The sequence below is a fragment of the Streptomyces sp. NPDC002817 genome, assembly GCF_053592055.1.
This window is the reverse complement of the sequence record NZ_JBSFUY010000024.1, coordinates 90,479-105,962: the sequence shown is the minus strand read 5'-3', so window position 1 is coordinate 105,962 and position 15,484 is coordinate 90,479. Positions and strand designations below refer to the sequence as shown.

Below are 15,484 nucleotides of genomic sequence, written 5' to 3'. Positions count from 1 at the left end.
CGCTGGAGGCGCAGAGCGCGGACATCGACACGGTGTCCGGTGCGACGATCACCACCGAGGGCTACAAGGAGTCCCTCCAGGCCGCGATCGACGCGAAGGGCTGACCATGCACAGGGTCGAACACGTCATGGGGTTCCCGGTCTCGCTGCGGGTCGACGACGAGCACGTGGGCGAGGAGACCGCGGACGCCGTCTTCGCGTGGCTGCGCGAGGTCGACGCCCGGTTCAGCCCGTTCAAGCCCGACAGCGAGGTGTCGCGGCTGGGCCGGGGCGAGCTCACCGAGGGGGCGGTGAGCGCGGATCTGCGGATCGTGCTCGACCTGTGCGAGCACTACCGGGCCGCGACGGCCGGCGCGTTCGACATACGGCTGCCGGGCCGGGGCCTCGACCCCTGCGCGGTGGTCAAGGGCTGGTCGGTGCAGCGCGCCGCCGAGCTCCTGACGGCGGCCGGCGCCCGGCGCTTCGTCCTCAACGCCGGCGGTGACGTGGTCGCCGCCGGCGGGCCCTGGCGGGTGGGCGTACGCCACCCCGAACACGCCGACCGACTCTGCACGGTCCTGGACCTCACGGACGGCGCGGTCGCGACCTCCGCCCGCTACGAACGCGGCGACCACATCATCGACGGCCGCACCGGCCGCCCGGCCACGGGGCTGCTCAGCCTCACGGTGGTGGCCGACACCCTGACCGAGGCCGACTCGGTCGCCACGGCCGCCTTCGCCATGGGCGCCGAGGGCGTCGACTGGGCGGCGGGACTGCCGGGCTGCGAGGTCTTCGCGGTGGACGCCGAGCGCCGGGTGCTGCGGACGCCGGGGTTCCCCACGGCGCGGGAGCGGTCGACGGCGGCGTGAGAACGTGACGAAACCGGGTGCGGGGCGGGCGAGTTCGGCCTGCCTGTCTCGGTGTTCCCGGCAACCGCTCGTGTTCCCGACCAGGGGCGGTCGTGTGATCGGCTGACTAACCTGGCGCGGTGACCATCGAGTTGACGTTGCTGACGGCCGTGTCCCACCAGGGGCGGGAGATCACCGCGCCCCGGCTGCGGGGGCTGCTCGCCCTGTTGGCGGGGGAGTTGCGCACGGGGTGCAGTGCCGGGCGGCTCGTGGCGGGGCTGTGGCCGGAGGAGCGGCCGGAGAATCCGGCGAAGGCGCTGCAGATCCTGGTCTCGCGGGCCCGGCGGCAGCTCGGCACCGAGGCCATCGCCAGCACACCCACCGGATACCGGCTCACCCTGCGCGAGGAACAGGTCGACGCCTGCGCCGTCCTCCTGCACACCGCGGCCGCCACCGAGAAGTCCCGCGCCCAGGACCACGCGGGCGCCCTCGCCGAGGCCGAGGCCGGACTCGCGCTCTGGGACGGCGCCGAGGCACCCGACGGCGAGGCCGTTCCCGGCGACCCCCTGGGCGCGCTGCGCGCCGAACGGGCCGCCGCCCACCACACCCTCGTCCGCTCCCGGACCCTCGCCCTGGCCCGCACCGGCCGCCGCGAGGAAGCCGTCGGACCGCTCACCGCCCTGGCCGCCGCCCACCCGCGCGACGAGGAACTCCTCCTGGAGCTGATGCGCTGCCAGACGGCCACCGCCGGCGCCCCGGACGCGCTCGCGACGTACGACCGCCACCGCCGCCGGCTCCGCGACGAACTCGGCACCGACCCCGGCCCCGCCCTCCAGGAACTCCATCAGGAACTGCTGCGCGGCGAGGCGCCCGCCGTCCGGCGCGGCGTACCGCACGAGCCGAATCCGCTGCTCGGCCGGGACGCCGACGTCGCCGAGGTGACCCGGCTGCTGCACGGCTCCCGGGTCACCTCGGTCGTCGGCCCCGGCGGCCTCGGCAAGACCCGCCTCGCGAGCGCCGTCGCCCGCGACGCCGAGCAGCGGATCGTGCACCTGGTGCCGCTCGCCGGCGTCCGGGACGACTCCGACGTCGCCGCCGAGGTGGCCTCCGCCCTGGAAGCCGCCGGGCCCGACCCGGTCACCGCCGTAGTCGGCGCCCTCGGTACCGGACCCGCCCTGCTCGTCCTGGACAACTGCGAACAGGTGGTCCGCGGCGTCGCCGACCTCGTACAGGCCCTCGTGTCACGCACCCGGGACCTGCGGATCCTCACCACCAGCCGGGCCCCCCTCGGACTGTCCTCCGAGACCGTCCACCCGCTGCCCGAGCTGGACCCCGCCACCACCGTCGAGCTGTTCGCACAGCGCGCCCGCGCCGCCCGCCCCGGCGTCGACCTGCCCGCCGACGCCGTGGCCGGCCTGTGCCGCCGGCTCGACGGGCTGCCGCTCGCCGTCGAACTCGCCGCCGCCCGGGTCCGGGTGATGTCGGTCGCGGAGATAGCCCGGCGCCTGGAGGACCGGTTCACGCTGCTGCGCGGCGGCCCCCGGGACGCCCCGCAACGCCACCGCACCCTGCACGCCGTGGTCGACTGGAGCTGGAACCTCCTGGAGGAACCGGCACAGGCGGCGCTCCGCGCGCTGTCCGTCTTCCCGGCCGGGTTCACGGCCGAGGCGGCCGGTCAACTCGTCGACGACGCCTGGGAGGTCCTGGAGGACCTCGTCGACCAGTCCCTGCTGAAGGTCGCCGACACACCGTACGGCGCGCGCTTCAGCATGCTGGAGACGGTCCGCGAGTTCGCCGCCGTGGACCGGGAGGACGCGGCCACCGACCGATTCCTGGACTGGGCGCGGGAGTTCGGCGCCGCCCACCACGACGCCCCCTTCGGTACCGACCCGTTCGCGTCCTGGCAGCTGATCCGCGCCGAGCAGGACAACCTCGTCCAGGCGCTGCGGCTCGCGCTCGCCCGCGAGGACCTCGCCACCGTCGCCACGGTCACCGCCGTCCTCGGCGCCCTGTGGAGCACGGAGACCAACTTCCTGCGGATGATCACCCTCCTGGAGGACACCGCCCGGCCCCTGTCCCACTACCGGCCCACCGCCGAGTACGTCGAACCCACCCGCACCGCGGCCACCCTGCTGACCGCCAACCTGTTCCTGGGCGTCGGACCGGGCGCCGTCCGCACCCTGGTCACCCTGCGCCGGCTGCCGCCCGCCGAGCCGGACACCATGGTGCGGGCCATCGCGGCGGTGCTGTGCGCCTTCCCGCACGTGCTCGCGGACCACAAGGAGCTGGACGGCCTGTGCGACAGCGACAAGCCGCTGCTCGCGGGCGTCGCCAACTACGTCGCCAGCTATGTGTGGGAGAGCGAGCACCGGCCGGACCTCGCCCTGGCCGCCGCCCGCCGCATGGTCGAGGCGCTCGGCGGCGGGGACATCCCGGTGCTGCGGATCTGGCCCGCCTCCCGGCTCGCCGAACTCTGTCTGCAGACCGAGCGCGGCGGCGAGGCGCTGGTGCACATGCGGGCCGCGCTCGACGCCCTGGAGAACCTCGGCGAGTGGAGCGACACCATCGGCATGCGGTGGGGTCTGATGCTCGCCAACCTCCAGACCGGCGACCTCGACGCGGCCGAGCACTGGCTGGAGGAGGCGCTGCGGCACGAGCCGGAGTCCACCGCCCCGGACGCCTTCACCCCCGACCTGGGCGCCCGCGCCGAGATGGCGCTGGCCCGCGGCGACGTCGAGACCGGGCTCGGGCTGTGGCGCCGGGCCGTGGAGCGCCTGGAGCACGCGGCGAGCCCGGCCCCCGGCGAGGAACTCGTCATCCAGGGCTGGGTGCTGGAGCTCCAGTCCGCCGCCCTCACCGCCCACGCCCGGCACGGCCGCACCCACCTCGTCGCACCCCTCGCCGGCGCACTGCCCGACCGCCTCACCGCCCTGCTGACCCGCCCGGCGGCCACTCCGCGCTATGTGACCGTCGACTTCCCGGTGTGCGGCGCTCTGCTGCTCGCCCTGGGCACCATCGCCCTGGCCGACGGCGACGGCGCGCGCGGGGCCCGGCTGACCGCCCTCGCCGAACGCTTCCGGGTCCTGCGCAACTTCCAGCCCACGATGTCCTCGGCACTCGCCCGCGAGGCGGCCCGGAACGCCGACAGGGCGGCCTACGAGGACGCGGTGGCCAGGTATGCCGCCCTGGACCCGCAGGGGCTTCGGGAAGCCGCCCTGGGGCTGGTGCGGGTCACAGTCTGACCGGCAGGCCCAGCAGGTGGAAGCCGTCTCCGGGCCAGTGCCCGAACGGCACGTCGGCGCGGTCCACCGCCAACTCCGGTGCCGCCGACCGTCGTACGACGAGCTCCTCGAGCACCACGCCCGTCACCAGCCGGCCGAGCGCCGCGCCGATGCAGTAGTGCGGGCCGTGGCCGAAGGCCAGATGGCCGTCGCCGCGGCCGAACTCCCGGGTCACGTCGAGGCGTTCGGGGCAGTCGTAGGCGGCCGGGTCGTGGTCGGCGGCGAACAGGGCGACCGTCACCGCCTCGCCCTTCCTCAGCCGCGTGCCGGCGAACACGAACTCCTCGGTGGCGTAGAGCGTGGCGCCCATGCGGACCAGTGTGACGTGGCGCAGCAGCTCGGGCACCGCCCGGCCGAGCAACTCCGGCTCGGCGCGCAGGCGTTTCAGCTGGTCGGGGTGGTCGAGGAGGGCGAGGACGGCGTGGGCGAGGAACAGGGCGGGCGGGGTGATGCCGGTGTTGATCAGCAGGAAGAAGACGGTGACGATCTCGTCGTCGGTCATGCCGCCGTCCGCCAGCAGCGCCGACACCAGGTCGTCGGCGGGCTCGACGCGGCGCCGGGCCACCAGGTCCTTCGTGTACCCGACGATCCCGCCGAGCCCTTCCAGGACGCCGCTGCCGTCGCCGTACGCGAAGTCCCGGATCCAGCCGCACACCCTGTCCTGGTCGGCCGCGTCCACGCCGACCAGCTCGCAGATCAGCGCGGTGCTGAGCGGATAGGCGAACTCGCCCAGCAGATCGGCCTGTTCGCGTCCGGCGAGGGCGTCGGCCAGCTCCCGCACGGTCTTCTCCACGAAGGGGCGCAGCGCGGCGACCCGGCGGGCGGTGAAGGCGCGGGTCAGCGGAGTACGGCGACGGGTGTGCTCGTCGCCGTCGAAGAGGGCCAGATGCCCGGAGAGGTAGCGCACGTACTCCTCGGGGAGGCCCTCGAGCCCCGATGCCAGCAACTCGGCCTGCGGATCCGGCATGTCGGAGTCGGTGATCGTCGACCGGTCCCGGACCAGACGGGGTTCGGTGAGCGCGGCCGTCACGTCCTTGTGGCGGGTGACGAGCCGCACGGGCGTGCTCAGGCCGGGGAGGACGACATGGCCGAGGCCGGGGCGGGTGCGCAGGTCCGCGTAGGCGCCGAGGGGGTTCTGGACGAGGTCGGGCGTGAGCTGCGTGGTCATGGTGGGGAGTGTGCGGGGGGCCGCCTTCAGCGTGGTTTCAGAGCGGTTTCAGCGCGTACGAGGGACGGGCCACCGGCAGGGGAGTCCGGTGGCCCGTCCAGATCGAGGGGTGGTCAGCTGACGTCGGAGGCGTCCAGGCGGTAGAGGCCGCTGTAGTCGGAGACCGCCGTGCCGTTCTTCTTCACCCAGGTGGAGATCTCGGTGTTCGAGGAACCCTGACCGCTGTCACTGATCACGATGTAGTGCAGCTTGCCCGCCTTCACCAGGCTCTTGAGCTTGGCGAGCGTCATCGCGTCGTCGCTGCCGGACCAGCCGCCCATCGAGATGACCGGCTCACCGGACTCCAGGATGATCGACGAGGCCGTCTGGTCGGTGGCCACCGCGACCAGCCAGGTGGCTCCGTCCTGGTTCTTCTTCAGATACGTGATCATCGCGGACGAGACCTGGGTGCCGCCGCCCATGCCTCCGGCGGATCCACCGGTCCGGGACTCGCTGTCGGACTCGGTGCCGCCGCTTTCCGTGCCGGACGGCGGCTGCCCCGTGGACTGCCCGTCCGAACCGCTCTGACCGGTGCCGCTCTGGCTGGTGCTGCCGCCAGGGCCGCCGCTGGGACGCTGCCCGCCGCCCATGCCGCCGCCACCGCCCATGCCGCCACCGGTGCTCGGTCCGGCCGTCGGGTTGGTGCCGTTCGTGCTGGAAGCGGCCGCCGACACCGAGTACGCCGCAGGACCGGCCAGCAGGGCGACCACGGCCGCCAGTGCCGCGATCCCGGTCAGCCGCTGCCGCTTGGTGAACCGCCCGAGCAGCAGCCCGATCACCGCGACCGCACCGGCCACGCCGGCCACGACCTCCGCCACTGTGTACAGCGTCCCGGAACCCGACACCCGCTGGAGCAGCACGACCGCCCACACCGTGCTCACCGCGATCGCCGCCGGCAGCACCCAGCCCCACTTCGCCGCCGACCCCTCCACGAAGGCGCGGTACAGCAGCACTCCGCCGATACCGGCAAGCGCCGCGACACCGGGTGCCATGGCGGTGACGTAGTACGGATGGAACGTGCCCTCGGCGAGCGCGAACGTCAGATAGTGCAGGACGAACCAGCCGCCCCACAGCAGCAGCGCCGCCCGCTTGGCGTCGGTGCGCGGAGCCCGGCCCCGCAGCACCAGTCCGCCGACGAGAGCGATCAGCGCGAACGGGATCAGCCAGGAGATCTGGCCGCCCATGATGCTGTTGAACATCCGGTACAGACCCGCCTCGCCGCCGAAGCTCGCCCCGTTGCCCTGCGAGCCCACCGACGAACTCGCCCCGAAGATCCGGCCGAAGCCGTTGTAGCCGATGACGAGGTCCCAGACCGTGTTGTCCGTCGAGCCACCGATGTAGGGGCGGGAGGACGCGGGGATGAGATCGACGACCACCATCCACCACGCCGAACTGGCCACCAGGGCGACCGTGCCGACGGCGAGATTGCGGACACGACGGCCCAGCGAGGCGTTCGCGGCCCACAGATAGACCAGGAAGAACGCCGGCAGCACCACGTACGCCTGCATCATCTTCGTGTTGAACGCGAAGCCGATCGCGACCCCGGACCACACCAGGGGCATCAGCCGGCCCGTGCGCACGGCCTTCATCAGGGCGGCCGCGCCGAGCAGCATCAGGAAGACGAGGACCGGGTCCGGGTTGGTGTCCCGGTTGATGGCGACGGTGATCGGGGTCAACGTCAGTGCCAGCGCGGCGATCGTTCCCGCCACCGCACCGAAGTCCCGCTTGACCATGCGGTACAGCAGGGCCACCGAGCCGGTGCCGAGCGCGACCATCGGCAGCATCAACTGCCAGGTGCCGTAACCGAGGACCCTGGCCGACAGACCCATCACCCACAGGGCGAACGGCGGTTTGTCGACGGTGATGAAGCTGCCGGAGTCCAACGCGCCGAAGAAGAACGCCTTCCAGCTCTTGGTGCCGGAGTAGACGGCCGCGTTGTAGAAGGTGTTGCCGGTGACCGAGGACAGGTTCCAGGCGTACAGGGCCGTGGCCAGGACCAGGACCGCCCACAGGGCCGGGCGGGCCCAGCGGGGGTCCTCGGGGGCGCCGGTGAACAGCCTGCGCACACGGCCGCGCGCGGCGGGCGGCGCGGCCCGGTGCCGGGCCTCCTGGACGGGCGGCGGGGCGAGAGTCGTCATGACGCGTACTCCAGGTGGACGGCAGGGGTGGTCGGGCGGGCGGCCGGCACCTGCGGAGTGCTGGTCCGCCGGGGTACGGCGATGCGGGTACGGCAGGTGCGGAGCATGCGGGCCATGCCCTTGAGGTCGTCCAGGGCGGTGCGGACGATGTCGACACGGCTGTCGGGGTCGTCGGTCCAGTCGACCGGCACCTCGTGGACACGGAGCCTGTTGCGCTGGGCCAGGACCAGCAGTTCGGTGTCGAAGAACCAGGCCGTGTCCTCGATGTGCGGGGCGAGCGCCCGGAAGACGTCGGTGCGGATCGCCTTGAACCCGCACTGCGCGTCCGAGAACCGGGCCGCGAGCCCCGCCTTCAGCAGCAGGTTGTACGAACGGGACACGAACTCCCGCTTGGCGCCCCGCACCACCGCGGCCTGCCGGTGCAGTCGGCTGCCGATCGCGAGGTCGCTGTGGCCGGAGAGCAGGGGCGCCACCAGCGGCAGGAAGCCTTCGAGACCCGTCGACAGGTCCACGTCCATGTAGGCGACGACGTCGGCGGTGGACCGGGACCACACGTGCTTGAGGGCACGACCGCGGCCCTTGGCCTCCAGACGCACCGCGTGCACATGCGGCAGGCGCAGGGTCAGCTCCGTCGCCTCCTGCCAGGTGGCGTCGGTGCTGGCGTTGTCCGCGACCGTGATCCGGAACGGGAACGGGAACGGGAAGGACTCTTCGAGGTAGGCGTGGAGACGGCCGATGGACTCGGCGAGGACGTGTGCCTCGTTGTGGACCGGCACCACGATCTCGACCGACCGCCGCCGGGCGCCTCCCGCGTTCGTTTCGTTCATGCCAGTGACGATCGGGGCGGTGTCTGGGGGAACCCTGAGCCGTCGCTGAGGGAAGAGTGAGAATCAGCGGACTCACAGGTCGCTCATAGAAGGACCACGCCCAAGCCCAAGGCTCGGCTCCGGAAGGGCAGTTCAGATGGGCTGCGGCTCGAAGTCGGAGTCCGGCGGATCGCCGGCCGCCGTCGTCAGGGCCTGCGTACAGGCCAGCAGCAGCGGATGCCCCTCGTCCACGACCTGCCGGGCCCGCCGCAGGGTGTCCTCGCGCAGGCCGGCGGCCTCCTCCTGCCGACCGGAGAGATGGCGCACCGCCGCCACGTTCAGGGCACAGGCCAAGGACCAGGGGTGGTCGGCGCCCACCGCGCTCCGCATCCCGCGCAGGGCCTGCTCGATCAGACTCCGGGCGTCGCCGTGGTTGCCCAGGCGCCAGTACACCGAGCCCAGATTGCCCAGCACGCCCAGCGTGTTCGGATGGTCGTCACCGAGCAGATGCCGGTAGCCCTCGCAGACCTGGAGCGTGAGATCGGCGGACTCGACCGGGTCACCGTGGGAGCGCAGGAAGGACGCCCGGTCCGACTGGATCATCAACGTCATCGGATGCCGTGCGCCCTGCAACTGCCGGCACCGCTCCACGAGACCGCGCAACAGATCACCGGCACTCTCGTAGTCGCCCGAACGACGCAGGCACAGCGCCTGGTTGTGCAGGGCCAGCAAGGTCTGGGTGTGGTACTCGCCCATGGTCTCGCGGTGCAGCCGGGTGTTGGTGTCCTGGAGCTCGGCGGCCTCCCGGTGGCGTCCCAGGAGCCTGAGCGAACGGGCGTAGGTGAGACCGGTGAGCAGGGTCAGCCGATGGTTGCGGGGCAACAACCGCTCCCGCAGGGCCAGCAGTTCGCGGTGGACGGCGGCCGCCTCCAGATAGCGGCCCAGCAGCCCGAGGGCCACCCCGAGATTGTGCAGCGACCCCTGGGTGTGCGGTGCCTCCGGCCCCTCCAGGGCGTCGTACGCGCGCCACACCCGGTCACAGAGCTGGTGCGCCTCCTCGAACAGGCCCAGCGCCATCAAGGTCCCGCCGAGCCCGACCTGGGCCCGCAGCAGGTCCGTGTCGTCGGGCGCCCGCTCGTACTCCAGCTGCTCCACGACGGCCCGCCCGACGGCCTCCGCCTCCCGGTAACGCCCGCAGCGCCGCAGCATGTTGGCGTGCTGGTGGACCAGGACCAGCATCGACGGATGGGTCGGCGGCAGCCGTACCCGCCAGCGCGCCAGCACCTGTTCGCACAGCGTGAGCCCGGTGCTCTCCTCGTCCCGCAGCCGCAGGTACTCGATGCAGTTCAGGACGAGTTCGCGCACCGAGTCCTCGGCGCTCTCCAGCGCGCCGGACGAATACAGATGCGGCAGCAGTCCGGCGTACGTCGGCCAGGCGTGCACGTCGGAGGGGCGCTGCGGATCGGCCGAGACCAGCACCCGGCAGGCGACCGCGGACAGTTCGTCCCGGTCGGCGGGGGAGAGCGTACGGCGCAGGAAGCGGTGGTAGAGGCGGTGCATCTCCACGCTGTCGACATAGGTGTCGCCGTCCGAGGTCTGCACGAAGTCCCTGCGTACGGCGGTGGACTCGGCCAGCCGGGCCAGCGCGTTCTGCCAGCGCACCGGGTCGGCGGCCAGTTCCGCCAGATGGGGCGGCAGGTCGCCGGGGCGGGCGTGCTGGAGCTGGCGCACCGGGATCGAGCCGGGCGAGAACATGGCGAACAGGCGCAGCAGTTCCGTCGTCTTGGGGTTGTCCTGTTCCAGGGAGTCGAGGGTGATGGCCCAGCTGGTCCGGAAGCCGATCGGGTAGTCGGAGGAGACCTGGATGCCGATGACGTCCGCGTCCGCCCCGCGCAGCCGGGCGATGTAGTCGGCGGCCGGCACCGGGCTGTTGGCCTCCAGCCAGGCCGCGGTCTGCCCGAGCAGCAACGGGAAGTCCTCCACCGCCTCGGCGAGTTGGTCGGCCTCCTCCTCGGTGAGCCGCTCCACGTGCCGGCGGGCGTAACTGACGCTCTCCGCCCGGGTGAACCGGTCCACCTGGATCTCCGCGACCCCGCCCGAGGCCGCCCAGCCGCGGGTGAGGGTGGTGATCGCGACATGGCCGCCGCTCTCCGGCAGCAGGTCGTCGACCTGCTCCATGTCGTCGGCGCTGTCCACGATGAGCAGCCAGCGCCTGCGGCCGGTGCGCAACGCCTCCCGCACCGCCCGCACCCGCTCTCCCAGCGCCCGGGCGTCGGTGAGTTGGAGCCGGTCGGCGAGGTCGGCGAACTGCTGGCGGGCGGTGGCCCGGAAGCTCGCGCTGATCCACCAGACCACGTCGTACTCGTTGGCGAAGCGGTGCGCGTACTCGATGACGATCTGGCTCTTGCCCACCCCCGAGATCCCGCGCAGCGCCACCCGCGCCCCGGCCGGACCGCCGCTCTCGAACAGGGCGCGCAGCTCCTCGAGGACCGGATCGCGGCCCGTGAAGCGGAAGTTGCGGCGCGGCACGTTCCACACCGCCGGCGGTGCGTCCGGGAAGCGCGGCGCGGCGGGTACGTCCTCCTCGGCGTCCGGCTCGGTGTGCTCCAGACCGAGCGCGGCCAGCAGCCGGCGCAGCGCCTCCGCCGGGTCCAGGTCCCTGAGGGCGGGCGGGCCCAGTACGGCGGCCGAGGCGGGCAGCGCACGGGTGGACAGGTCGACCGCCGCGAACCGGTCGAGACGCGGGGCGACCACGTCGGCCAGCGCCCCGGCCCACTCGGCCTCGGTGCGGTGGCCGAGCCGCAGATACCCCTCGTCCAGGAGCAGCAGAACGCGGCCCGGGGCACCGAGCAGATCGCTCAGCAGCCAGTTCAGCGGGACGCCCGGCGGCGGGTCCCAGCGCAGCAGGTCGGTACGGCAGCCGTGCCGCTCCAGCTGGTGCGCGGTCCAGGTGGCCCAGGCGCGGTGGGTGCCCGCGTAGCTGATGGTGACGTGGTCGGGGGACCAGGGGTCGGAGGGGCGGGGGGTGGGGAGCGTGCCGGGGCGGGTGGAGCCGGGGAGGGCGGCGGGGCGGCCGTTCGCCGAGGGCACCACGATCTGTCCCGGTCCCGCGGGCACCGTCTCGGCGACGATCGCGCTGGGCAGTTCGACCGTACGGACCGGCACCCCCCAGCGGTTGGTGATGGTCAGCCAGATCGTGCCGGGCCCGGGCGTGTGGTCTGCGGTCACCACGAAACGCGCCGGGCCGTACGTGCCGCCGAAGCGGTGCAGGACGACGCTGGGCTCGCTCAGCGCCTCGCACACGAAGTGCGGGGCGCCGTCCAGGGCCACCCCGAAGTCGAACTCCTCCTCCTCGTAGGGCCAGTCCTCGTCCCCCGCCGGCCCGTTGAGGTCGACGGTGACGAGATAGCTCTGCCCGGCCTGCGCCTTGCGGGGCCAGCCGACCAGGGGCTCGACCAGCAAGGAGGAGGCGTCGCCGGTCATGCCCTCACCTCCTGGGCGCGCACCCGCAGCCGGAGCGTGGTGAGCGGATGTCCGAAGTAGAGGAACATGAAGCTGTAGAGAACCAGCAGGATCTCCTGCTGCCGCGCGGTGTAGGCGGGGCTGGCGACGTCGAGCCATGACAGCGGGTCGGGTAATCGGGCCACGGCACTGGCCCGGAACTCGCGCAGGGCACGGGCGACGGGCAGGTCCGGGTCGGCGCACACCCGGCCCACCAGCTCCCTGATCAGCAGATGGGCGATGTCGTCGCCGACCTTCCCGGACGTGGCGATGCAGCCGCCGGCCCCCTTGCGCAGGAACAGCTCGGCGAAGCCCCGCAGGGCGTTCTCGCCACGCCCACGGTTGTCGAACAGGCGCCCGGACTCACAGGCGTTGAGGCAGACGAGGGTGGACCCGCCCCGCAGCGCGGGCATGGCCTGCCGGTTGAGGTCGCTCCAGCTGACGGAGGCGATCCTGACCTCGTGGGCACGGGCGCCGTACTCGGCGTGGCACCCCATGTAGACGAGGCCGGCGCCCAGGTCGGGCCGGGTGAGTTCGGTGAGGAAGGTCCGCGGGGTGCCGATGTGCGCGCGGTGCACATACTCCTCGAACACCTCGACGTCCCGTCTCATCTGCTCGGCGTAGTAGCCCAGGACATGGCCCGAGCAGGTCGCCGGGGTGCCGAAGGGGGTCGTTCCGGCCTCGCGGACGGTCGTCCAGCGCACCACCGTCACCAGGGCGCCCAGGATCCCGGAGACCAGCCCGTGTTCCTGGTGGTCCGTCAGATGCAGCAGCTCCCAGGGGATGTCGTAGTCCGTGTCGTCCCAGACCACCAGCTGCAGTTCGGCACCGTGCCGGGCCCGCAGCACATTGATCCAGCGGACCAGGGGGTCCTGGCCCTGGGACCATTCGGCCAGCCCCAGGAGGATCTCGCTCGGCGGCATCGAGCTGCCCGGCCGCAGGTTGTGCAGCACCAGGTCGTCCGGGCGCAGCCGGGTGTACTCGGAGTCGAGGCGGCTCTCCAGCTCACCGCTGTGCCCGGTGAGCCAGAACGCGTCCTGCCCCGGCTCACCGTAGGCCCGCTGCACCGAGAGCTTCGCGAAACCGGCGGGCAGCCGGGCGTCCGGATCGACGGGCGCGGCGGGCAGCCGTACGGCTTCCTGGGGCTCGGCCACATGCTCCGGTACGGCGGCGGGGCGCGGGGCGACCAGCGGCTCGGGCGCAGGCGGCCGGGCGGGCATGCCGGGCCCCAGCGGGATCGCCCCGCCGAGACCGCGGGGGACGGACGGTTCAGCGGACACCGGTCACCCCCCGTGCGGTGCGTCCGGCGACGGTCACTCCGCCGAGCGCGTCGGCGAGCTGGAACGTCAGGTCCGGGTACGGCTGGCGGGCGGCGTCCACGACCACGGAGTGCAGCCGCATCCGCCCCATCGCGCCGATCCGGCCGGCCGCCGACAGCGCGTCCTCGATGCCGGTACGGCGCACCGGGCCGGGCAGCCGGTCGCCCGTGCCGGTGTCGAGCGGAACGTTGCCACGACCGTCGGAGACCACCACCAGCCATGCCTCGACGAGGTTGGAGCGCTGTTGGAAGGCACGCCGCAGCAACTGGTCGGTCATCGCCAGGCCGTGGGCGAGGGGGCTGCTGCGTCCGGCCGGGCGGTGCAGGGCGCGGCCGACGCGGGGGTCGAGGACGCTGCGGGCGACGAAGTGGTCGGCCTTGAGCTCGTGTGCCGCGTCCCGGTTGCCGACCTCGACCACGCAGATGGAGGCCCGTCCGGTGTAGGCCCACTGAAGGTACGGGGCGAGGGCGGACTGCCAGTCCCAGCCGCGGCGGCAGGTGTGGTCGAGGAGCAGCACCAGCATGCGTTCCGCGACGGGGAGCCGGGCGTAGCTGCGGAAGTCGCCGGGCAGCACCACGAGGCGGCCGTCGCCGTCCGTGCGCAGGGCGCGGCGGCCGGGGAGGTTCTGGTGCTTGGCGGCCTCGATGGCGGTGGCGACGAAGGCGAGGTCGCGCAGGGTGGTGGCCGACCGCACGCCGATCACGGGACCGCGCGCCGAACTGGGCTCCGGGCGCCGTTGCCAGGGGATCCGCAGCGGGGCGAACTCCCGCAGGAACCGGGCGTCGTCCTCGGGGAAGGGTGAGCCGACGCCGTCTCCGGTATCGGCGGCGAAGGTGTCCAGGGCCTCGGCTGGTCCGGCGGGCACGGCGACGGCGGCGCCGGGTATCCGGTCCGCGGGGCCGTCGTCGGAGACCGGGTCCGGCTTCGCGGGCTCGGGCACGGGCCGTCGCTCGCCGTCGCCGTCGTGGGCGACGGGACCGCGGTCGGCGGGCAGCCCGGAACCGGGCGGTACGGGTGGCCGCGCGGCGACGCCGATCAGCCGAGCGGCCTCGTCGACCCGCTCGGCCCCACAGCTGTCGTCGCCCCCGAACACGGCCAACGCCCGAGCCAGCCGCGCGAGCCCCAGGGCCCGCCGACTGCCCCGGTCCCCGTCGAACAACGCCACGACCCGAGCGGCGGCCTCCTCGTCCATCGCACACCCGCCGGGCCGTCCCGCCGCCAGCACGCCCCGCCAGGCTTCGGGAAGCTCGCCGAGGACGAGGCCGGTGCGGGGGGTGTCGAGAGGGTCGGGGGCATCGGGGGTGAGGTGAGAGGCCGGGGTGCCGGGGCTCGGCGCGGGGGCCGGGGTGTCGAGCGGGGCGGGTTCGCCGTGCCGGGGTGGGGAGTGCGGGGTGTGGGGTGTGCCCGGGTCGTGGGGCTTCGGGGTGTCCGAGTCGCCGGGTTGTTCTTGGTCGTCGGGGCTCGGAGTGGGCTCCCGAGTGTGGAGGGAGCCCGGTCGGCCGCGTCCGGGTGGGGAGGGTGGGGTGTCGGGCCGGCCCGGGTCGTGGGGCGTCGGGGTGTCGGGGGCGAGCGGGGAGTCGTTGCGTGGGACTTGTCGATCGGGGCTCGGCGTGGGACGCGGGGGGAGTTCGGCGTGTTCGGGGCCGTCGGACGTGGCCTGTTCTCCGTGGCTGGAGTCGTCGAGGGTGTGGGGCTCGCTGCGGTGGGGATGAAGGCCGCCGTCCGCGTCGGGGGCGCGTCGGGGGGCGACGCGTGGTGCGGTCGACCCGCCCGGTCCACGGCTCTGCCGCGGCAGGTCCAGTACGTCGAGCAGTCGGTCCGGTTCCAGTCCCGCCGCGTTGAGACGGATCGGGAAGCGGTCCAGGAGATGGGGGGAGAGGCGGCCCACTTCCGACTCGCGGCACGCGGCGAGCCAGCGGGCCCGGGGACGCCAGCGGGCGCGGAAGCCGGAGCGCTCGACCGCGGCGACGTCGGCGCCCAGGAGCTGTACCGCGGCCCGCATGCCGGGCAGGCTCAGCCGGACCAGATCGGGGACCACGACCAGCGTCGACGCCTCCGGTTCGATGTCGACCAACGGGCCCGGGGCGAGCGAGAAGTTCATCCCGGCGCCCTCGTGCCGCAGCGTGGGCCGCAGCCACAGCTCGTCGTCCCCGGTGACCGAGCCGAGCATCGCCCGCCGCACCGGCCGCCCGTTCCGCAGCCCGAGAACCCGGGCGAACGCGTCCGTCACCGGCGCCACCATCTCCGGCTCCAGGTCGAACAACAGCACCCCGTCCAGCCCGGGCCCCAACGCGGAACACGCCAGCACCTGCAACAGCCGCTGCCGCGGCCCGGCCACCCGCCCGTTCAGCTCCGCCGTCACCGCAGCCCCCCGCCCCGGCCGCCCGCCGACCCGGAGTGCACCGG

General features: G+C 73.5%; 9 protein-coding genes. 3 read left to right on the top strand and 6 right to left on the bottom strand.

Annotated features, from left to right (window positions below; all coding sequences use genetic code 11):
* From ACWD3I_RS34395 to ACWD3I_RS34385, 3 genes are all read left to right on the top strand, one after another.
* Nucleotides 1-104, top strand: a 104-nt coding sequence (locus ACWD3I_RS34395; protein WP_451084266.1) for an FMN-binding protein, incomplete at its 5' end; no start/stop codon positions are given.
* 2 nt (nucleotides 105-106) lie between these two features.
* A complete protein-coding gene (locus ACWD3I_RS34390; protein ID WP_365404057.1) occupies nucleotides 107-847 on the top strand; it encodes an FAD:protein FMN transferase in 741 nt (246 codons plus the stop codon).
* Between the two features lie 119 nt (nucleotides 848-966).
* Entirely contained in the window at nucleotides 967-4,068 is a 3,102-nt protein-coding gene (locus ACWD3I_RS34385) for an ATP-binding protein (RefSeq protein WP_451084259.1), read from the top strand.
* Here ACWD3I_RS34385 and ACWD3I_RS34380 read toward each other — a convergent pair.
* The 6 genes from ACWD3I_RS34380 to ACWD3I_RS34355 form a co-directional block, all read right to left on the bottom strand.
* Complete coding sequence (locus tag ACWD3I_RS34380) at nucleotides 4,058-5,275, bottom strand: cytochrome P450 (protein ID WP_365413145.1); 1,218 nt, start codon at nucleotides 5,273-5,275, stop codon at nucleotides 4,058-4,060. The genes ACWD3I_RS34385 and ACWD3I_RS34380 overlap by 11 nt on opposite strands.
* Before the next feature lie 113 nt (nucleotides 5,276-5,388).
* Nucleotides 5,389-7,452 carry a glycosyltransferase family 39 protein gene (locus tag ACWD3I_RS34375; protein ID WP_365413147.1) on the bottom strand — a complete coding sequence of 688 codons (2,064 nt, stop codon included), beginning with the start codon at nucleotides 7,450-7,452 and terminating at the stop codon, nucleotides 5,389-5,391.
* On the bottom strand, nucleotides 7,449-8,279 hold the full coding sequence (locus ACWD3I_RS34370; protein ID WP_365413149.1) for a glycosyltransferase: 831 nt from the start codon (nucleotides 8,277-8,279) through the stop codon (nucleotides 7,449-7,451). The genes ACWD3I_RS34375 and ACWD3I_RS34370 overlap by 4 nt, the downstream gene beginning before the upstream one ends.
* Nucleotides 8,280-8,411: 132 nt before the next feature.
* A complete protein-coding gene (gene fxsT, locus ACWD3I_RS34365) occupies nucleotides 8,412-11,741 on the bottom strand; it encodes an FxSxx-COOH system tetratricopeptide repeat protein (protein WP_365413151.1) in 3,330 nt (1,109 codons plus the stop codon).
* Nucleotides 11,738-13,039, bottom strand: coding sequence for a CHAT domain-containing protein (locus ACWD3I_RS34360; RefSeq protein ID WP_365413153.1), 1,302 nt, complete (start codon nucleotides 13,037-13,039; stop codon nucleotides 11,738-11,740). The genes fxsT and ACWD3I_RS34360 overlap by 4 nt, the downstream gene beginning before the upstream one ends.
* Nucleotides 13,029-15,440 (bottom strand): hypothetical protein, encoded by a 2,412-nt coding sequence (locus ACWD3I_RS34355; protein ID WP_451084258.1) that lies wholly within the window; start codon nucleotides 15,438-15,440, stop codon nucleotides 13,029-13,031. Before ACWD3I_RS34355 ends, ACWD3I_RS34360 begins: the two co-directional genes overlap by 11 nt.
* Nucleotides 15,441-15,484: the final 44 nt, after the last annotated feature.

Excerpts from the sequence above, each read along its gene's own strand:
- ACWD3I_RS34390 (WP_365404057.1), top strand. The coding sequence starts at position 107 with ATGCACAGGGTCGAACACGTCATGGGGTTCCCGGTCTCGCTGCGGGTC.
- ACWD3I_RS34375 (WP_365413147.1), bottom strand. The coding sequence starts at position 7,452 with ATGACGACTCTCGCCCCGCCGCCCGTCCAGGAGGCCCGGCACCGGGCC.
- ACWD3I_RS34370 (WP_365413149.1), bottom strand. The coding sequence starts at position 8,279 with ATGAACGAAACGAACGCGGGAGGCGCCCGGCGGCGGTCGGTCGAGATC.
- fxsT (WP_365413151.1), bottom strand. The coding sequence starts at position 11,741 with ATGACCGGCGACGCCTCCTCCTTGCTGGTCGAGCCCCTGGTCGGCTGG.
- ACWD3I_RS34380 (WP_365413145.1), bottom strand. The coding sequence starts at position 5,275 with ATGACCACGCAGCTCACGCCCGACCTCGTCCAGAACCCCCTCGGCGCC.